The sequence below is a fragment of the Mesorhizobium sp. M0491 genome, assembly GCF_040321265.1.
In the GTDB taxonomy this organism is placed as follows: domain Bacteria; phylum Pseudomonadota; class Alphaproteobacteria; order Rhizobiales; family Rhizobiaceae; genus Mesorhizobium.
In genome coordinates, this window is record NZ_JAMYRE010000008.1 from 153,702 (window position 1) to 171,914 (window position 18,213).

The window sequence follows — 18,213 nt, forward strand, 5'->3', positions numbered from 1 at the left end:
CAGGTCGGGTGGACCCGCCTCGCCTTGCAAGCCGGAAGCCGATCTTGGAGCATCAGCAAACTGCGCGGATACTGGTTGCCGGCACGGGGCCGGCAGGACTGATCGCGGCGCTCGGTTTTGCCGCAGAAGGTTTCCCGGTGACGCTGGTCGGGCCGGAGCCCACTGCCCCCGACGGCCGCACGACGGCTCTGATGAACCCTGCCTTGAAAGTGCTCGACCGGCTTGGTGTGCTCGAAGCCGTCAAGTCCAAGGCGGCGGCCCTGAAAGTGATGCGCATCGTCGACGCCACCAGCCGGCTGATCCGCAGCCCGGTCGTCACCTTCCGTGCCAGCGAAATCGACGAGGACCAATTCGGGCTGAACCTTCCCAACAGCGTCCTCAACCCGGCACTCGCCAGCGCCGTTGCCGCGCATGCCGGCATCGACCGGCTGATGCCGATGGTGGCGAACTGGCGTCTCGATGCCGAGCACGCCCGTGCCGTCCTGACCGACGGCAGCACGGTCGACGCAGCGCTGGCGGTCGCCGCCGATGGGCGGTTGTCACTGGCGCGCCAGGCGGCCGGCATCTCGACCTCGGCCCGGTCCTACCCGCAGGCAGCTCTCGTCCTCAATTTCGGCCATGGCGGCGACCATGCCTTCACCTCGACCGAATTCCACACGGAGACCGGTCCGTTCACGCAGGTCCCCCTGCCCGGCAATCGCTCCAGCCTGGTCTGGGTGGTCAAGCCCGAGACCGCGACCGACCTCGCCGCACTGGACGATGCGACGCTTTCTCAGCGGGTCGAACAGCAGATGCAGTCGATGCTGGGCCGGGTAACGGTCGAGCCGGGCAGGCAGATCTATCCGCTTTCGGCGGTGACGCCACTGCGTTTCGCCCGAGATCGGGTGGCGCTGGTCGGCGAAGCCGCCCATGTGTTTCCCCCGATTGGTGCGCAAGGCCTCAATCTCGGCATCAGGGACGTCGACGATCTAATTGGAATCGCTCGTGAAAATAGAGCCGATCCAGGTGCAGCCAAGGCGCTTGCAGCCTACGATTTCAAGCGCCGCCCCGATATTCTGGCGCGCAGCAGCGTGGTCAACCTGCTCAACATGTCGCTGCTTTCCGACATGCTGCCGGCGCAGATGGCCCGCGTTGCCGGGCTCGGTGTGCTCGGAGGCTTCGCGCCGCTTCGGGCTTTTTTCATGCGCGAGGGACTTCGTCCCGGCAGCGGTTTTGCCGCGCTTGCTGGCGGGTTAGGGAAACAGGTCCGGCGCTAGGATATTGTGCCGGATCAGGTAGAGCAGCCCGGTGACGGTCACGACCGACAGGCAGGTTGTGATCAGCACACTGGCCGACGCGCGCTGTACCCAGACGCCATACTGCTGGGCGATGACGAAGACGTTGGTGGCGGTCGGCAATGCCGCCAGAAGCACCGCCGAGAAGACCCATGTCTCAGAAAAATTGCCGATCCAGCTCAGCACGACATATCAGAGCAACGGGTGCAGGATCAGTTTCAGCGCCGCAATCGGAACCATCTCATGCGGGACGCGATTGAGCGGCCTGAGCGCCAGGGTGACGCCCATGGCAAACAGCGCGCAAGGTGCGGCCGCCCGGGAAAGATATTCCAGAAGTCGCTCCACCGGCACGGGCGGTCGAAAGCCGATATAGGCGGCGCCGACACCCAGGGCGGTTGCGATGATGAACGGGTGCAGCACGATCTTGCGCACGACACCCAGCGCAAGCCGGAGAGGAGTGGTCTTCTCGTTGCCCGACAGCGCCATCATCATGGGTGCGAGGGCGAAATGCATGATGTTCTCGAAACAGAAGATCAGGGCGACCGGCACAGCCGCCTCCTCGCCGAAGGCCAGCAATGCCAGCCCCGGTCCCATATAGCCGATATTGCCATAGGCGGCCGCGAGCGCCTTGATGGTCGATTGCGCTATCTCGCCGCGCGAGGTCAGCACCGACCCCATGAACATCAAGGAAAATATCATGAAGGTGGAGACGACCGAACCGAAGATGAAGCGCCATTCCGTCAGGTCTTCGAACGGCGTCCTGGCAAGCAGTTGGAAGAAAAGGGCCGGCAGCGCGACATAGACGATGAACGTGTTCATCCAGCCGAGCGCCTCCAGCGGCTGCCTGGTGATGCGCGCCACCAGAAACCCGACAAAAATCAAGCCGAAGAACGGAAGAACAAGACCGATGACGTCAGACATTTTTATGCTGGTCCGAAACCCTGGCGCCGGGCTAGCCCGTTGCTTGATAGGGCGTCAAGCGCCTCGGGATTGAATTGATGCGCGGTCTGCGCCAAATAAGCCCAAGGAATTCAGTGGTGAGTACGATGAAAACAGCCAAATTCGCAATCGGACAGGTGGTTCGCCACCGGCTGTTTCCATTCAGGGGCATCATTTTCGACGTCGATCCGCAATTCGCCAACACCGACGAATGGTACGAAGCCATCCCCGCCGACGTTCGGCCGCGCAAGGATCAGCCTTTCTATCATCTGCTCGCCGAGAATTCGGAGACCGAATACATCGCCTACGTCTCCGAGCAGAATCTGCTTGAGGATCAGTCGGGTGAGCCGGTCCGGCATCCGCAGATCAAGGAGATGTTCGACAAGAGGCCGGACGGCGGCTACCAGCCGAAACGGCAGTCAAGGCACTAACCCGCGGAGAGACGGGCACAAAAAAAGCGGGGCATGACCCCGCTTCTTTGTTGGCCGGACGATATCGGCCGATCAGTTGGCGGTCTTCGCCTTGTCCTGCTCTTCCTTGAGCTTCTTGGCGAAATCCTGGTTGTTCTTGGCGACGAAGTCCTGAAGCTTCTTCTGCCGGTCCTCGATGTCCGACTGCTGCAGCGCCGGGCCGTCATAGGCGCCGCTGAAGCCCTGCAGGGCGATCTTGATCGGATTGGGCTGGTTCTGGAAATTGACGGAAGTCAGCGTGATCGCCTGGCCTTTCTTGAATGCCGCGACGAGTTGATCGGTCAGCGGCACTTCGGCCACGCAACGATCCGGGAAGCAGATCACATAATCGAGCTTCTGCGCCTTGCCGGTGTCGATCTGCAGGCCGATTCCGGGAGGCACCAGACGGCCGGTCGGCACCGTCACCTGGAACACCTTGCGGTTCACCTTGCCCTTCAGCTCGATCAGGCTGACGCCGGTGACCAGTTGGCCGTTGCCGGCGGTGGTGATGTTCTGGACATTGCAGATGTCGACGTCTTCCTGCTTGGTGCAGGCCTTGAACCAGCCTTGCGGAATCTGCTGTTGCTGCTGTGCGGAAGCGGCGGGAAGTCCTGCGCCGAGAAAGCCGACCACGCCAGCGGCCATGACCGACAGGCGGTACGCGTTGCTGTTCAGGCTCGTCATGTCGTGCACTTCCTCTCAAATGATCCCGGGACCGGCTTCTTCGTGCCGTGTGGTCCAGCTACCTGTTGCCGAAATGAGGCAACAGAATGACTTCGGAGGGCGTGTTACACTGCAAGCGAGGCCGAATCCAGCCCGGCGTCAGCAATTGTTGAACGCGCGGTTGGCCGGCGCGCAGCCGCCCCATGCTAGGGTGCACACCGAATCATCAAGCCGACCCAATAAGGAGACGGTCATGGGCCGCGTTGTTGTTTGGCTGATCACCGGGATATCGTTTCTCGCCCTTTCGCATCAGCCGGCCGCATCGGAGCCGAAGCACGCTATCGCCATGCAGGGCGAGCCGGCGCTGCCGCCCGGCTATACGCATTTCGATTACGTCAATCCCGATGCGCCGAAGGGTGGCTCGATCACGTATTGCGTCGTCGGCAGCTTCGACAACCTCAACCCTTTCATCCTCAAGAGCCTGCGCACGACGGCGCGCGGCATGATGGACACGATCTTCGGCAATCTGGTCTTCGAGCCGTTGATGCAGCGCAATGCCGACGAGGCTTTCACGCTTTACGGTTTGTTGGCCGACAGCGCCGACATGGACCCGGAGCGCAAGAGCATCGAATTCCATCTCAACCCGAAGGCCAAATGGTCGGACGGCCAGCCAGTGACGCCGGAAGATGTGCTGTTCAGCTACGATGTCTACACCGAGAAAGGGCGACCGCCCTACAGCGACCGCATGGCCAGGGTCGCCAAGCTCGAAAAGACCGGCGATCACAGCGTGCGCTTCACCTTCAACGACAAGGCCGATCGCGAATTCCCGCTGATCATCGCGCTGACCCCAATCATCCCGAAGCATGCCTTCGACAAGGAGACTTTCCACAGGACGACGCTCAAGCCGGTGATCGGCAGTGGCCCCTATACGATCGCGCAGGTGCAGCCCGGCCAGCGCATCGTGTTCAAGCGCAACCCGGATTACTGGGGCAAGGACGTCCCGGCCAAGCGCGGTTTCGACAATTACGACCAGATCACTATCGAGTATTTCCTCAACGCTAACGCCAAGCTCGAAGCGTTCAAGAAAGGCCTTTGCGCCATCGACGACGATAGCGATCCGGTGAAGCGCGAGCGCGATCTCGATTTTCCGGCCTTCCACAAGGGCGATGTGGTCGCGCAGACCTTCGACACCGGCATTCCGCCCGTGGTGACTGGTTTCCTGTTCAACACGCGGTTGCCGAAATTCGCCAACCCGGTCGTGCGGCGCGCGCTCGGTATGCTTTATGACTTCGAATGGGCCAACAAGAACCTGTTCGGCGGCAAGTACGCGCGGACAATGAGCTATTGGCAAAACTCCGAGCTTTCCGCGCTCGGCCATCCAGCGGACGACAAGGAGAAAGCGCTTCTGGCGCCCTACCCCGGCCGCGTGCCGGCCGATGTCATGGACGGTACATGGCGGCCGCCGGTGACCGACGGATCGGGCCAGGACCGCCGCGTGCTGAAGGCAGCCTTCGATCTTTTGAAAAGTGTCGGCTACCACGTGCAGAATGGAACGATGCTCGATCCCGAAGGCAAACCCTTCAGCTTCGAAATCCTGACCGCGTCGCAGGACGAGGAGCGCCTTGCCGGCATCTACCAGCGCACGCTGGAGAAGATCGGCATCGATCTCACCATTCGCAGCCTCGACGGCGATCAGATCCAGTCGCGCAAGCAGCGCTTCGACTTCGAGGTCCTGATCGGATCGAGCGGCTTCAACAATTCGTTGTCGCCCGGCATCGAGCAGAGCGGGCGCTGGAGTTCGGCCGCGGCCAGGACGGAAGGCTCGTTCAATCTCGCCGGCGTCGCCGATCCGGCTGTGGACGCGGCGATCGAGGCGATGCTGCGCGCCCGCTCCAAGGAGGATTATGTTGCCGCAGTTCGCGTTCTCGACCGGCTGCTGATCTCCGGCAACTACATGGTGCCGATGCAGTACAACACGCAGCAATGGATCGCCTACTGGAACTACCTGGAACATCCGCAAAAGACGCCCATATTCGGGTATCAACTGCCAACATGGTGGCGCAAGCCCAACTGAGGGATCAGGAGGTCGAGATGAGCGAATTGAACGCCATCACCGTCGATGTGGTATCCGATGTCGTCTGCCCCTGGTGCTTCATCGGCCAGAAGCGGCTCGACAGGGCAATCGCCGCCGTCAGCGATGTCGACGTGCATGTCCGCTGGCGGCCGTTCCAGCTCGATCCGACCATTCCGCCCGAAGGCAAGGACCGCCGCGAATACATGCTGGCAAAATTCGGCAGCGACGAGCGCATCCGCGAGATTCACGCCCGCATCGAGCCGCTGGGCGAAGTCGAAGGCATCTCGTTCGCCTTCGACGCCATCAAGGTGGCGCCGAACACGCTGGATGCGCACCGGCTGATCCGCTGGGCAGGTGCCGCCGGCGAAGCCATTCAGAACAGGCTTGTGCGCCGGCTGTTCCAGTTGAATTTCGAGGAAGGCGCCAACATTGGCGATCATGCCGTGCTGGTCGAGGCGGCGCGCGAGGCCGGCATGGATGCGTCCGTGGTCGCCACGCTTTTGCCGACCGAGGCCGATGTCGAGGCGGTGCGCACCGAGGTCGCCACCGCGTCGCGCATGGGCATTTCTGGTGTACCGTGCTTCCTGCTCGAGGACAAATACGCGGTCATGGGCGCGCAGGATGCCGACACGCTGGCCGATGCCATTCGCCAGGTGGCGGCCGCCAAGGCGCGCGGCGAACTGGAAAAGGCCGGCTGAGCCGACCGCCCTCTCCTCTCCGCGACAGCAGCAAGCGTTACTTCACCGTCGCCTTGGCCTTGCTGATGAAAAATCCATGGCCGTTCGTGGCCGTGCAGGTCAGTCCCTTGCTTGACGACTGGCACGAGAACGGCCCGGCGCTCCAGCTGTTGCCGTAGCCAAGCTTGTCGACATCGCTGCAGCAGCCCTGCTCGCCTGGGTTCTTGATCAGCGTGGCTGGCCCCTTCGGACCCAGGATAATCGTGACGTAGCTTGGCTCGACGCGCGAGCAGCTCAGCTCCGGGCCACCATCCCTTGGTTCATAGGTGCCGGTGCCGCCTTTGGGCGTGTAGATGCAGCCGATGTTGCCGGACGGCGTGTTGAACTCGATCTGGCCTTCGGCGCTGGCCGGGATGCTCTGCTGGCCGGCATGCGCCAAAGGTACGAGGGGCAGCCAGGCGAAGAGGGACAGGATTGCGGCCGCGCGTGCAAGCATTGGGAGCTTCCTTGTTGGAGAACCGAACATGCATGAGTGTCGACGATGCCAGGCAAGGTTCAATCCCAAGCGGATGAATTGTCAAACACAGTCCCTCAGCCGATCCGACAAGGAAGCGCCGCTCGGCCGATTCTCCGGTCACCTCCTGCCTCCGGCAAGGACGACAACGGCACGCCCGGCGAGGTCGCGAACGGCAAATTTTCGGGTGTTCGGGTCAACCTGCTTTGAGAAAAGCGCTCGGTCCGGACGATTTTGAGTTCACAAAACCGTGTGAAAACCTTCCCTAAGGGAAGCCGCGCTAACGTCACGCCCCCTATGTATCAGGCATTTGAAATCAAAAGCAATATTCGGATTTTTGCCTATCGTTGTCGCTATATTTCAGCATGTAATCTGTTGCCTCACGGCCACGGCTGCCGGCGCAATCCGGTCGGCCCGGTTTTAAATTAATGGAAAATGATCAATTGGTGTTACCATCCGTAACAAAAGAAAAAAGGTTTGGGCGGGATCGTGATTCGGGTCGGTAGACCATCGCAAGAGTCAGTACCGGAAAAAACACCTCGCGATGCCGCAGGGCGATCGCTTCTGACGCCGGTGTCGTCGATGCGCAGCTTCTGGGGCCTGATGCGGGCCTACTGGGTTTCCGACCGCTGGAAGGAAGCCTGGACGCTGACGCTGGTGATCGCACTGCTCACGGCGCTGTCCAGCAAGGCCGGTGTTTGGTTCGCCGAAGCCTCCGGCGAACTGGTCAACTCGATCGCCTTCTTCCATGACGCCGCCAACACCACGCCGCTTCGCTCGCTGCTGGTCAATGCCGGCGTCCTGGTGCTGCTGGTCGTGCTCAAGGACGCCGGCTTCACCGGCATCCGCAGCCTCGTGTCAGCGACATTGCACCGCAAATGGCGCGGCTGGCTGGACAGCCGCTTCAACGAAGCGCTGCTCGACACCAATCATACGCATTTCCACGCCCAGCATGGTTCGTCCGGCAATGCCGCTCCCGACAACATCGATCAGCGCGTCCAGGAATCCATCAAGGACATGACCGGCGGAGCCATCGGCCTCGCCATGGGCGTCCTGGGTGTTGCCACATCGCTTTATTTCGTCGGCCAGAAATTGCTTGAAAACTCGGCGGAAGTGAAAGGGCTGGAATTTCTCGGCAGCTACGGCAGCGCGGTTTTGGCTTTCCTGGCGGTCGCCACCTACGTGCCGCTGAACACTTGGATCGCGGTCAAACTGGGTCGTCTGCTGGAACGGCTCAACGTCAGGATGCAGCAATCCGAAGGCAGCTATCGCGGCGAGTTGACCACTTTTCTGCGTCGCAGCTTCCATGTCGCGGCCTCGCAAGGCGAGGATGTGCAGAAGACGATGCACAATCGACTTTATGTCGACATCGACCGCACTTGGGCGCGGCTGAATATCGTCAACACAGGCTACAATTCGTTCGAGCTGATCTACAATTTCATTGGCGCCCGCATTGTCGCCTATGGACCTGGCCTGGTGCCGTTCATCCACAACGGTTTCGATCTCAAGGGCTACATAACCGGCTCCGAACTGGTCAATTCGCTGATCAGTCAATGCTCCTGGTTCATCCACGTCATGCCGAACATCGCAACGTTGCGCGCCAACAGCCAGCGCGTCATCGAATTGGCGCAGGCGATCGAGAATGTCCAGCATCCGCAGGAATTCTACAGCCAGACCGGCCGCTCCGATTTCCACTACACCAGCCAGAACCCGGTTTTTGGCCTGACCATCCAGAAGCTCGAACTGGCGCATCAAGGCGAGGATGCGACGCCCTTCCTCAGCGCCGCCAATCTGCGCTTCCGGCGCGGCGAATGGACTTTCCTGAAAGGCGAGTCCGGCTGCGGCAAGACTTCGCTGATCAAGGCGATCAACGGCCTGTGGCCCTATGGCCGCGGCACCATCGTCTTCCCCGAGGGCGTCAAGAGTTTCTATGCCGCCCAGGAGGTCAAGCTGCAGCAGGTGACGCTGAAGCAACTGGTCTGCCTTCCGGGCTCCGAGCGCGACCATGGCGACGCGCAGGTCGCGTCGGCGCTGCACAAGGCGGGGCTCGGCGACTTTATCGAGCATATGGCCGACGAAAGCCGCGAAGGCAAAAGCTGGGACCAGGTGCTGTCGGGCGGCCAGAAACAGAAGCTGGTGGTGGCCCGCATCGTGCTGCAGCAGCCGGGGCTGCTGTTCCTCGACGAGGCGACCGGCGCGCTCGACCCCGACGGCAAGGTCGCCTTCCACCAGGCCATCAAGGACAACTGCCCCGATGTCACGGTGATCAGCGTCATGCACGAGGCGGTTGCGCCAAGATCGATGACGGGCAGCGAATTCTATCACAGCATCGTCGCGATCGCCGACGGCGTCGCCACCAAGAAGCCGCTGGTTCCGACCTTGCCCGTCGAGCTCACCACCATTCTCGTGCAGCCAAGGCCGGCCCCAAGGCCGGTCGAGGACAAGTGGCTGCGCTTCTCGCGCCGGCTGAAGCAGAAATAACGGTTATTCCACCCCGGTCTGCGTAGTCGCACGGCGGCCGGCGATCACAGTCTCGCGATCTCGGCCGCTCGTCGGCGTTTTCCCTCCTCACCGCGATTGACACGGCAAGGCGCGCTCCTATGTTGCGCCCGCTTGCAGATAGTAAAAACGCGAACCCGCAAGCGGAAAGGTCACCGCGCCATGCCTGGCGACAGTCACAGTCGAACGCAACAGCCGTCCGCCCTGACGTGACCTCACATGGTTCATGTCCTGCCGGACGGCAAGGAGTGAGCCATGAACGAATTTACCGCCGTAGCCAGCGACGAGGCCGTCGCGATTGCCCGTATCCTAGCCAACGATCACGTCGCCGACATTGTCGAGGCCCTGAACAGGGAGCCTCGAGAGACCGCGACGGAACTGCTCTGTGAAGTGACGTTCGAACGTCTGGTCGAGATCTTCGATCAGCCGGAACTCGACGGCGCGTCCGAACTCATGGAGGCGCTGCCGCGCGCCAAGGCGGGCAAGCTGCTCACCGCGATGTCGGTCGACCGTGCCGCCGACATCCTGCGCGAGCTGGAAGAGCCGGCCCGTTCCGAGCTGCTTGGCGGGCTTGCACCGCCGCTGCGCGCAACGCTGCTCTCCATCCTCGGCTATCCCGAAGGCAGCGCCGCATCGATCATGACGACGGAGTTCGTCAGCGTGCCCTCGGACTGGACCGTCGGGCAAACGCTAGACTACATCCGCAAGGTGGAGCGGACGCGCGAGACCGTGTATGCGATCTATATCGTCGATCCGCAAACGCACCTGCTTGTGCGCTCGACGGGCCTGCGCCGGCTGATCACCGGTGAGCCCGGCGATTCGATCATGACGGTGGCGCCGGATCATCTTCCGGTGACGGTCGGACCGCTGACCGATCGCGAAACCCTGGCGCAGACGATCTCCAAATACGATCTGCTCGCCGTTCCGGTCGTCGACCACGGCAAGATCCTCGGCATCGTCACCATCGACGACATCATCGACACGATGATCGCGGAGACGACCGAGGATGTGCACCGTTTCGGCGGCATGGAGGCGCTGGACGAGCCGTACATGAAGATGAGCTTCCTCGCCATGATCAAGAAACGTGGCGGCTGGCTGTGCGCGCTGTTCATCTCGGAGATGCTGACGGCCAACGCGATGCAGAGCTATGAGGGCGAGCTGGAGAAGGCGATCGTGCTGACGCTGTTCATCCCGCTGATCATGAGCTCGGGCGGCAATTCCGGCTCGCAGGCGACCTCGCTGGTCATCCGCGCGCTGGCGCTGCGCGAGATCGGTCTTGGCGACTGGTGGCGGGTGGCGCTGCGCGAGCTGCCCACCGGTCTCGTGCTGGGCGCCATGCTCGGCGTAGTCGGCGTCTGCCGCATTGCGCTGTGGCAATATATGGGCTTCTACGATTATGGCCCGCACTGGCCGCTGATCGCCACGACGGTCGGCGCGGCCCTGGTCGGCATCGTCACCTTCGGTTCGCTGTCGGGCTCGATGCTGCCGTTCGCCTTGAAACGCATCGGCTTCGATCCTGCCAGCGCATCGGCGCCGTTCGTCGCCACGCTGGTCGATGTCACCGGGCTGGTGATCTACTTCTCGGTGGCGCTGGTGATCCTGCGCGGCACGCTGCTGTAGCCGCTTCCTTATCTCCGCCGTGGCAAATACCTTGCTGCGGCGGAGTCCCGCAGTCCGGCTTTGCCGTCAATCCACCCGCGCGCCGTCCTTCACGCGATAGGTCGGCTTGTACATGGTGACCAGTTCTTCCGCCGCTGTCGGATGCACGGCCATCGTGCGGTCGAAATCGTCCTTGGTCAGGCCTGCCTTCAGCGGGATGCCGAGAAGCTGCGCCATCTCGCCGGCGTCCGGCCCCAATATGTGGGCGCCAAGCACTTTCTTCGACGCGCCGTCGACCACCAGCTTTATCAGCATCTTCTCATCCCGCCCGGACAGGGTGTGCCGCATCGGCCGGAATGTCGCGCGGTAGATCTCGATGTCGGGGAAGCGTTTGACGGCGTCGTCCTCCGACACGCCGACAGTGCCGATCTCCGGCTGTGAAAAGACGGCGGTCGCGATCGTCTCGTGATCGGGCGCGGTTGGATTTCCCTTGAAGGCGGTTTCGATAAAACACATCGCCTCGTGGATCGCCACCGGCGTCAGCTGCACGCGGTTGGTGACGTCGCCGATCGCCCAGATGCTGTCGATGTTGGTACGGGAATATTGGTCGACGGCGATCGCGCCGGTCTTGGTCATCTCCAGTCCGATGCCTTCCAGGCCCATATTCTCGGTATTGGGAATGCGGCCGATGGCCAGCATCACCTGGTCGACGGTCAGCACCTCGCCGCCGCTGACGAGCGCGTCGAGCCGGCCGTCCGGCCGCTTGCGGATCCATTCGGACACGGAATGGCAGAGGATTCTTATCCCCTTCTTTTCCATCGTTTCGTGCAGCATGCGCCGCAGGTCCATGTCGAACCGGCTGAGGATCTCCTTGCCGCGATAGACCAGCGTGGTGTCGACGCCGAGACCGTGAAAAATGTTGGCGAACTCGACAGCGATGTAACCGCCGCCCTCGATCATGATCGCCTTGGGCAATTCCTTGAGGTCGAAAGCCTCGTTGGAAAAGATGCAATGTTCATGGCCGGGCAGCGCCGGATGCGGCGCCGGGCGGCCGCCCGTGGCAATCAGGATCTGGTCTGCTGTGACGGTGCGATCCTCACCCAGGAGATGCACGACATGCGGATCGACGATCATGGCGCGCGAGTGGAAGGTCTCGCCGCCGGCGCCCTCGACGTTCCTGACGTAGATCGCCTCCAGCCGGCTGATCTCGCGATCCTTGTTGGCGACCAGCGTCTGCCAGTCGAAACTGGCTTCCGGCACCGTCCAGCCATAGCCGGCGGCGTCGGCAAAGTGCTCGGGAAATTGCGAGGCATAGACATAGAGCTTTTTCGGCACGCAGCCGCGGATGACGCAGGTGCCCCCATAGCGGTATTCCTCGGCGATGCCGACACGCTTGCCGAGAGCCGCGGCGACACGCGCCGCCCTGACCCCGCCCGAACCGCCGCCGATGACGAAAAGATCGTAGTCGTAACCGGCCATGACGCGGCTCCCAAGCTTCAGAAATGTGTCAGACAGGTAGGCCGCAAACCGTCAAAAGAAAAGCCCGGACAGGCCGGGCTTTCGCGGGAGGCCGCAAGGCCATTTGAAATGCGGGATCAGTTGTTGTCCGCGGGGGCCGCGCCATCGGCGGGCGCTGCGCCATCGGCCGGAGCGGCGGCTCCGTCGGCGGGCGCGGCAGGTGCTGCCTGCGCCTTTGCCTTGGCGGCGGCGGCCAGCGTTTCGCCAACCTGCTGGGCGAGATCGCGGCCGAGGCCGTTCTGCCAGATGTCGGCTGCCTTGACCAGTTCGCGGGTCACCGTCGGGCCGCTATCGAGCAGCTTCTTGCCCGAATCGGAATTGTAGAAGGCGGCGATGTCGGCCAGTTCCTTTTCGGAGAACACTTTCGCGTAGGCGAGTGCTGCTTCCTTCTCGAGGTCGGCGCGGCGCGAGGCCAGCGCCAGCGCCTTCTCGCTGATCGTCTTGCCGATCAGTTCCTGCATGTCCGGGTTCTTCTGGATCAGCTGCGATTCGAGCGCCGCGGCTGCCTGCGGCAGGATGTTGTCGAACGGGTCGGTCGCGTGGATCGCAGCGACCGCCGCGCGGGCGGCCTTCAGGTGCGAATCCGTGACATCCTGCGAAAACGCCGGCGAAGAGAAGGCGAAAACGGCCGAGGCCGCCAGAAGGACGGAAAGGCTGCGAACCCGGTTATGCAACGTCATGATCGGTAGAACTCCCTGGTTTTCGGGCGGCATGGACGGTTTGGATACCGTCGCCGCCGGCGATGATGGCCGCTGAAGCCAGCCCGATGAAAAGACCATGCTCGACCACGCCCGGAATGGCGTGGAGAGCATTCGAAAGCGCTCTTGTATCCGGAATGCGGCCAAAAGATGCATCGAGGATAAAATGGCCGCCGTCTGTAACAAAAGCCTGCCCCCCCGTCATCCTCAATGTGACCGGCCCGGAAAGACCGAGCTTTTCAGCCGCTGTGGCAACCGCGATTTCAGTGGCGCGCAGGCCGAACGGATTGACCTCGATCGGCAGCGGAAAACGACCGAGCGTCTCGACCATCTTGGAGCGGTCGGCGATGACGATCATGCTCTGGGACGCCGCGGCGACGATCTTCTCGCGCAGCAGCGCGCCGCCGCCGCCCTTGATCAAGGTCAGTTCCGGGTCGACTTCGTCGGCGCCGTCGACGGTGAGATCGAGCTCTGGCGTTTCCTCCAGCGTCGACAGCGGCACGCCAAGCTCGCGGCAGAGCAACGCGGTGCGCTCCGAAGTCGGCACGCCGATGATGGTCATGCCGGTGGCGACCTTTTCGGCAAGCAGCCGCACGAACTCTTCGGCCGTGGTGCCGGTGCCGATGCCGAGCCGCATGCCGTCGCCCACATGGGCAAGTGCGGCGCGCGCGGCTTCGACCTTCAATTGCCTTGCATCCATGTCGGTAATTGCCCCGGAAATTCGCTGCCGGGCTCGTAGCATTTTTGCCGGTCCGGTCAAAGCCCTGGACGGCGCTTCTCCAGGTGATGCCTGTGTAGGAATTATTTCCTTGACCGGTGAGGGCAGCTATGCTACATTTTTGTCCATGGTGCTGATTTGTGCCAACAACTCGCCGTCGAGGCGGGTTTTTTCATATAGGACGGCCCGCCGCGAATGCCCGGCCTGATGGGCAGGCCCCGCCTGAACGAACTGGCCCCGCGCTTGCCTTGACGCGCCGCAGCCGCTATCGCCTGCCCATTGCACACCTGCCCAGGACAGACCATGACCCGACCGATCATCGTGTTCGACCTCGACGGTACGCTGATCGACACAGCGCCGGACCTGCTCGACAGCCTGAACCACAGCCTGGCCGCCAGCGAGATCGCGGCGGTCGACGAAGCCGGCTTCAGGCGTTTTGTCGGTCACGGCGGCCGGGTGATGATCGAGCGGGCGCACGCCGCCCATCAGCGATCGCTCGATGTCGCGGAGCACGACCGGCTGCTGAAACTGTTCCTCGACCACTACACAATCAACATCCCCGGCAAATCGCGCCCCTACCCCGGTGTCGTCGAGGCGATCGCGCGCTTCGAAAAGGCCGGCTATCTCCTGGCCATCTGCACCAACAAATACGAAGCCAACTCGCTGGCGCTGATCGAGGCGCTCGGCCTGTCCAGGCATTTCGCGGCCATCGCCGGACAGGACACGTTCGCCTTCCGCAAGCCCGACCCGCGCCATCTGATCGAGACCATCAAGCTGGCCGGTGGCGACCCGCACTGCGCGCTGATGGTCGGCGATTCGCAAACCGACATCGACACGGCGAAAGCCGCCGGCATCCCGGTGGTGGCGGTCGATTTCGGCTACACCGACCGGCATGTCAGCGAATTCGAGCCCTCGGCGGTGATCTCGCATTTCGACGCCCTGACGCTCGGTCTGGCGCAGAAGCTGATTGCCGCCGCCGGGTAGTGACGGGGAGTGGCGCAGGCAATCGCATATGGGCAAAGGCTTGCGCCCTACGAATACCCCCACTCCTAACCCCTCCCCACAAAGGGGGAGGAGATTCCGTCGGCGCTGATATCAGCAGATTTCCAACGTTCTCGACGCAAAAGGCGAGAGCGCGGCAGCTTCCCTCCCCTTGTGGGGAGGGCTAGGGTGGGGGTCCTCTTCGCAAGAACCTATATTCGATTGCCTTTGGAAGCGGCCACGTCTCGTCGAGACAAGGCCGGATAGGCCGACAATCCGATCCTGTCGGAACGCCGAACACCGCCTTGACTTCCCGCACCCGCCTCCCTTATATCGCGGCTCGCTTGGCCTTTGGGCAACGAGCGGGCGATTAGCTCAGCGGGAGAGCACACCCTTCACACGGGTGGGGTCGCAGGTTCAATCCCTGCATCGCCCACCAAAATCCTTACGGCAGTTGGCGATGTCTGGTGGAGATGCACCAGCCGCGATCAGCGCTTCATCGAGTGCAGGATGGCCTGCATGTGCTCTTCCAGGTCGAGTTCACCCCGAGCCTCGGCGGTCAACAGGTAATCGGCCTTGGCCCGGCGATCGCCTCGGCTGATCGCAGGATAGGAGCAGATGGCCAGCAGTGCTTCCTGTTCAATCCGGTCTGCCCTCTTGCGTTCGTGGCTGCTACTGCCCGCTTGATGAACAACCCTGTGAAGCCCGACATAGGTGGCTTCATGGGCTCCGATCAGCGCCCGCAATCCGGGTGAGGCCCCTTCCCCTTCAGCAAATGTCGGTTCAATGACTGAGGCCACGGCGGTGAACGCAAGAAGTGTACGGCGGGTGACTTCGGGCATGGCTCATATCCCTGCTGCCTGATCATGCAGGCACACCATAGCACCGGCGAAGCGGTTCGCAGAGATGCTCGGGGACGCGACCACACTTCTGCTGACAGATGTATTCGCTTCCGTAGCCCGCCCGCCCAGCAGCTGGTGTGGCCTTAAGTCGCAATGATTGACTTCCGAAATGCAGGGTTTCGGGCTTCATTGACGCTGCGACCAACACCATATGGTGATCCACAGCCCTCCAAAACGAGAGAAGCTCGCCTTGACACGGTCGCTTTGCGGCCATCGGCCGGCAATGGCTATGAACCAGGAACCTGAAAAACCATGCCTGAAAATATCAGACCGATTTCGAAAGACGTCCCCCTCATTCAGCTAGGCGTCTATCAGTGCCGCTTCCCGGTGAGCGAAGACCGGTCAGTGCCCGGCGGTTATCGTTTCTGTGCTGGGCCAACTTCGGCGGATCGCGTCTATTGCGATCACCACCACAGCATCGTGACCGCCGTCGACCCTCGTCGAACCCGTTCAGGTCTCCACCCCGCTCAACGACGCGCTGCGTAAGTCAAGCGGGCGGCGGCCCATTATTCGGGCAGCTGCAAACCTGTGGACTGAATCGGCACGCATTCCGGCTGCGGAACAAACCGGCACGCCAGCGAGTTTCTCTCCGACGAAAACTTGAGGGAAAGCCATGTCCAGATTTCTGCCGGCGACCAGCGTCGCCGTTCTTCTCGCCGGCGCGCCGGCCTTGGCCGCGGACGACAAGCCGCTGCCGCCGCCCAATGCCAAGAAGCTGTCCGAGATCATCGCCAAGGTCGAGCAGCGCGACGGCTTTCGCTATGTGGACGAGGTCGACTGGGACAGCGGCGCCTACACCGTCACCTATTACACGGCGGACAAGGCGAAGGTCGAAATCACCTACGATCCTGTGACGGCGGAGCCGAAATAGGGTTCGCCGGCAGACATTTCGTTCCCGGCCGTGTCAGCGGCCATTCCCGGCGCGGGCGCCTCCCCTTGCGTCAGCGTCGCTTTGATGGCTGACTGTGCGCCAGAGCAGTTCACCGCTTCATGGAAACGGTGAACCGCTCTAACTCTTTGTTTTGGCGCAATTCCGGACGGAAACCGTTTCACACTTTTCCTGGAATTGCTCTGGGCGCCGCATTGGGGGATGGGGATGGCGACGGCAAAGCACGTGATGAAGCGCATATTGATGATGTTGGCCGGCTACTTCGTGTCGGTGCTGGTCGGCCTGATCGCCATCGCGGTGATCTATGGCGTGCTCAGCTCCTTGCCCAACGCGCCCAGCTATTTCGACGTCATGGGCGTTTCGCCGATCGCGGTGCTGCTGGTGCCGCCGCTCGGCATGTTCGTCTATTTCCTGACCATCGTGGTGACCGCGCTGCAGACGCTGATCTTCGCGCTGATCGCCGAGTTCTTCTCGTTGCGCAATGTCCTGCTGCACATGGTTTTCGGCGCCGGCGCCGCGGTCGGCGGTTTCGCCCTGATCTGGCCGAGTGCACCGGAGGATATGGACCCGGAGCGTTGGGTCGACATCGGCATCATTGCCGCTGCCGGACTTGTCGCCGGGTTGCTCTATTGGCTGATCGCCGGGCGCGACGCCGGCTTCCGGCGGCCATTGTTCCAGCGCTACTAGCTTGCAGGCTCACAATCGCGAGCCCGGCATATCGGCTCATGCCGAGCCTGAAAGAAACAGATTCCGCCGCATTATGAAAGCCGCCAGTCGGAAAACGATCTCAAATCGGTCGCTCAGTGCGCCTTGCTGCCTGAGAGCAGCCATAGCTCGTCGTCATGGCGCTGCTGTTCCGAGCGCAGCGGCCAGTACGTCGGCGAGGCCGCGTCCGGCGCTGCCGTCCTCATCAAGGCGCGGATTGTAGATGGTGATCTCGAGGCCGACTGCCTTGCCGCTCGCCAAGGCAAGCCGGAGCGCAGCCGTCAGCTCGTCCCACGACAACCCGCCTAGCACGCGAAAATCGACAGCTGGCATGATGACGTCGTCGAGACAGTCGGCGTCGAGATGGATGAAGAAGCCGTCCAATTCAGCTCTCGTCAGGTGATCGATCGCTTCGCGTGCGGCGGCCTCGATGCCCGTGGCGCGCACAGCGGGAAGGTCAAGCACCTTGAGCTCTTCGGGGAGCGGCTGGCTTCCGTACTCCTCCTGATCCTTGTGATCGCGATACGCGAAGGCGACAGCGTCTTCAGGGCGGACCAGAGGACCGCGACCTTCGATGTCGGTCAGGAGCGATGGACCGTAGCCGGTGACGAAGGCGAGGTCCATCGAGGCGCCCTCACCATTGGGTTCCGCCTCTGGCTGGAAGAAATCGGCGTTGCCGTCAATGAAGAGCAAGCCGTAGCGGCCGCGTCGTCGAAACGCGAGCGCCGAGCCCAGCACGATCGTGCAATCGCCGCCCAGCACCACTGGAAACCCGCCTGCGTCAAGCACCGCTTCCACGGCGTCGGCGAGCTGGGGCGACCACTGCGCAATTGCCCTGGCGTCAGGGTGCCGGTCTCGGGATCGGGCGTCGGGTCCTTCGCAGGCACAGCCAGCCGCCCGGCGCGGCGCGCCTGGATGCGCTCCGCAAGGCAAGGTCCAGGAGCCGGTCAGGCAAGCGCTCCACACCGTCGGTCGCCAGGCCCAGCGTGGAGGGGCTTCGAGAATCGCATAATGGCTCGACATAGGCGCCTCCGTTAGTGACCATTTCGCGAGTAGGTCAGGGCCCCTTTTGTGGCCGTGTGATCGCGAATGAAGGCCCGAAGTCGTTGGCATC

The 18,213-nt window shown here is 62.5% G+C and carries 15 protein-coding genes, 1 tRNA gene and 3 pseudogenes; 10 read left to right on the top strand and 9 right to left on the bottom strand.

The window, feature by feature from the left end; all coding sequences use genetic code 11:
* The first annotated feature begins 44 nt into the window (after positions 1-44).
* Positions 45-1,256 carry a UbiH/UbiF family hydroxylase gene (locus NKI69_RS12610; RefSeq protein WP_352721489.1) on the top strand — a complete coding sequence of 404 codons (1,212 nt, stop codon included), beginning with the start codon at positions 45-47 and terminating at the stop codon, positions 1,254-1,256.
* Here NKI69_RS12610 and NKI69_RS12615 read toward each other — a convergent pair.
* Positions 1,233-2,195, bottom strand: a pseudogene (locus NKI69_RS12615) (AEC family transporter). The gene NKI69_RS12610 and the pseudogene NKI69_RS12615 overlap by 24 nt on opposite strands.
* 125 nt (positions 2,196-2,320) lie before the next feature.
* On the opposite strand from NKI69_RS12615, the gene hspQ reads away from it, so the two are divergent.
* Positions 2,321-2,644, top strand: coding sequence for a heat shock protein HspQ (hspQ, locus tag NKI69_RS12620; RefSeq protein WP_023811879.1), 324 nt, complete (start codon positions 2,321-2,323; stop codon positions 2,642-2,644).
* A gap of 72 nt (positions 2,645-2,716) precedes the next feature.
* On the opposite strand, the gene NKI69_RS12625 is transcribed toward hspQ, so the two are convergent.
* A complete protein-coding gene (locus tag NKI69_RS12625; RefSeq protein ID WP_013531658.1) occupies positions 2,717-3,346 on the bottom strand; it encodes an invasion associated locus B family protein in 630 nt (209 codons plus the stop codon).
* Positions 3,347-3,578: 232 nt separating this feature from the next.
* On the opposite strand from NKI69_RS12625, the gene NKI69_RS12630 reads away from it, so the two are divergent.
* A complete protein-coding gene (locus NKI69_RS12630; protein ID WP_352721491.1) occupies positions 3,579-5,399 on the top strand; it encodes an extracellular solute-binding protein in 1,821 nt (606 codons plus the stop codon).
* Between the two features lie 17 nt (positions 5,400-5,416).
* Positions 5,417-6,097 (top strand): DsbA family oxidoreductase, encoded by a 681-nt coding sequence (locus NKI69_RS12635; RefSeq protein ID WP_352721493.1) that lies wholly within the window; start codon positions 5,417-5,419, stop codon positions 6,095-6,097.
* Here NKI69_RS12635 and NKI69_RS12640 read toward each other — a convergent pair.
* Both NKI69_RS12640 and NKI69_RS12645 read right to left on the bottom strand, forming a co-directional pair.
* Positions 6,076-6,183, bottom strand: a pseudogene (locus tag NKI69_RS12640) (hypothetical protein); the annotation flags it as partial. The gene NKI69_RS12635 and the pseudogene NKI69_RS12640 overlap by 22 nt on opposite strands.
* Positions 6,135-6,572, bottom strand: coding sequence for a hypothetical protein (locus NKI69_RS12645; protein ID WP_352721494.1), 438 nt, complete (start codon positions 6,570-6,572; stop codon positions 6,135-6,137). The gene NKI69_RS12645 and the pseudogene NKI69_RS12640, both read right to left, overlap by 49 nt.
* Positions 6,573-7,172: 600 nt before the next feature.
* Here NKI69_RS12645 and NKI69_RS12650 point away from each other — a divergent pair.
* Both NKI69_RS12650 and mgtE read left to right on the top strand, forming a co-directional pair.
* The gene (locus NKI69_RS12650) at positions 7,173-9,071 is read left to right on the top strand and encodes an ABC transporter ATP-binding protein/permease (protein ID WP_352677249.1); all 1,899 of its coding nucleotides are present in this window, start codon (positions 7,173-7,175) and stop codon (positions 9,069-9,071) included.
* 273 nt (positions 9,072-9,344) lie between these two features.
* Positions 9,345-10,709: a magnesium transporter gene (gene mgtE, locus NKI69_RS12655; RefSeq protein WP_352721496.1), complete on the top strand. Its 1,365-nt coding sequence runs from the start codon at positions 9,345-9,347 to the stop codon at positions 10,707-10,709.
* Positions 10,710-10,775: 66 nt separating this feature from the next.
* Here the strand turns inward: mgtE and gor are convergent, their stop codons facing one another.
* From gor to rpiA, 3 genes are all read right to left on the bottom strand, one after another.
* On the bottom strand, positions 10,776-12,167 hold the full coding sequence (gene gor, locus NKI69_RS12660) for a glutathione-disulfide reductase (protein WP_352721498.1): 1,392 nt from the start codon (positions 12,165-12,167) through the stop codon (positions 10,776-10,778).
* A gap of 116 nt (positions 12,168-12,283) precedes the next feature.
* Entirely contained in the window at positions 12,284-12,886 is a 603-nt protein-coding gene (locus NKI69_RS12665) for a DUF2059 domain-containing protein (RefSeq protein ID WP_352442439.1), read from the bottom strand.
* Positions 12,873-13,604: a ribose-5-phosphate isomerase RpiA gene (gene rpiA, locus NKI69_RS12670; RefSeq protein ID WP_023813970.1), complete on the bottom strand. Its 732-nt coding sequence runs from the start codon at positions 13,602-13,604 to the stop codon at positions 12,873-12,875. The genes NKI69_RS12665 and rpiA overlap by 14 nt, the downstream gene beginning before the upstream one ends.
* A 321-nt stretch (positions 13,605-13,925) precedes the next feature.
* Here rpiA and NKI69_RS12675 point away from each other — a divergent pair, with 321 nt between their 5' ends.
* A complete protein-coding gene (locus tag NKI69_RS12675; RefSeq protein ID WP_023813969.1) occupies positions 13,926-14,606 on the top strand; it encodes a phosphoglycolate phosphatase in 681 nt (226 codons plus the stop codon).
* 361 nt (positions 14,607-14,967) lie between these two features.
* Positions 14,968-15,042, top strand: a tRNA-Val gene (locus NKI69_RS12680).
* 49 nt (positions 15,043-15,091) lie between these two features.
* Here NKI69_RS12680 and NKI69_RS12685 read toward each other — a convergent pair.
* Positions 15,092-15,445 carry a hypothetical protein gene (locus NKI69_RS12685; protein ID WP_031213807.1) on the bottom strand — a complete coding sequence of 118 codons (354 nt, stop codon included), beginning with the start codon at positions 15,443-15,445 and terminating at the stop codon, positions 15,092-15,094.
* A 673-nt stretch (positions 15,446-16,118) separates the two neighbouring features.
* On the opposite strand from NKI69_RS12685, the gene NKI69_RS12695 reads away from it, so the two are divergent.
* Together NKI69_RS12695 and NKI69_RS12700 are read left to right on the top strand one after the other, a co-directional pair.
* Complete coding sequence (locus NKI69_RS12695) at positions 16,119-16,376, top strand: PepSY domain-containing protein (protein ID WP_023813967.1); 258 nt, start codon at positions 16,119-16,121, stop codon at positions 16,374-16,376.
* A 219-nt stretch (positions 16,377-16,595) separates the two neighbouring features.
* The gene (locus NKI69_RS12700; protein WP_032909546.1) at positions 16,596-17,081 is read left to right on the top strand and encodes a hypothetical protein; all 486 of its coding nucleotides are present in this window, start codon (positions 16,596-16,598) and stop codon (positions 17,079-17,081) included.
* 153 nt (positions 17,082-17,234) lie between these two features.
* Here NKI69_RS12700 and NKI69_RS12705 read toward each other — a convergent pair.
* A pseudogene (locus NKI69_RS12705) lies at positions 17,235-18,144 on the bottom strand (arginase family protein).
* Between the last annotated feature and the right edge of the window lie 69 nt (positions 18,145-18,213).

Excerpts from the sequence above, each read along its gene's own strand:
- NKI69_RS12700 (WP_032909546.1), top strand. The coding sequence starts at position 16,596 with ATGGGGATGGCGACGGCAAAGCACGTGATGAAGCGCATATTGATGATG.
- gor (WP_352721498.1), bottom strand. The coding sequence starts at position 12,167 with ATGGCCGGTTACGACTACGATCTTTTCGTCATCGGCGGCGGTTCGGGC.
- NKI69_RS12635 (WP_352721493.1), top strand. The coding sequence starts at position 5,417 with ATGAGCGAATTGAACGCCATCACCGTCGATGTGGTATCCGATGTCGTC.
- NKI69_RS12630 (WP_352721491.1), top strand. The coding sequence starts at position 3,579 with ATGGGCCGCGTTGTTGTTTGGCTGATCACCGGGATATCGTTTCTCGCC.
- NKI69_RS12665 (WP_352442439.1), bottom strand. The coding sequence starts at position 12,886 with ATGACGTTGCATAACCGGGTTCGCAGCCTTTCCGTCCTTCTGGCGGCC.
- NKI69_RS12675 (WP_023813969.1), top strand. The coding sequence starts at position 13,926 with ATGACCCGACCGATCATCGTGTTCGACCTCGACGGTACGCTGATCGAC.
- mgtE (WP_352721496.1), top strand. The coding sequence starts at position 9,345 with ATGAACGAATTTACCGCCGTAGCCAGCGACGAGGCCGTCGCGATTGCC.
- NKI69_RS12685 (WP_031213807.1), bottom strand. The coding sequence starts at position 15,445 with ATGCCCGAAGTCACCCGCCGTACACTTCTTGCGTTCACCGCCGTGGCC.
- NKI69_RS12625 (WP_013531658.1), bottom strand. The coding sequence starts at position 3,346 with ATGACGAGCCTGAACAGCAACGCGTACCGCCTGTCGGTCATGGCCGCT.
- NKI69_RS12695 (WP_023813967.1), top strand. The coding sequence starts at position 16,119 with ATGTCCAGATTTCTGCCGGCGACCAGCGTCGCCGTTCTTCTCGCCGGC.
- NKI69_RS12650 (WP_352677249.1), top strand. The coding sequence starts at position 7,173 with ATGCGCAGCTTCTGGGGCCTGATGCGGGCCTACTGGGTTTCCGACCGC.
- NKI69_RS12645 (WP_352721494.1), bottom strand. The coding sequence starts at position 6,572 with ATGCTTGCACGCGCGGCCGCAATCCTGTCCCTCTTCGCCTGGCTGCCC.
- rpiA (WP_023813970.1), bottom strand. The coding sequence starts at position 13,604 with ATGGATGCAAGGCAATTGAAGGTCGAAGCCGCGCGCGCCGCACTTGCC.
- hspQ (WP_023811879.1), top strand. The coding sequence starts at position 2,321 with ATGAAAACAGCCAAATTCGCAATCGGACAGGTGGTTCGCCACCGGCTG.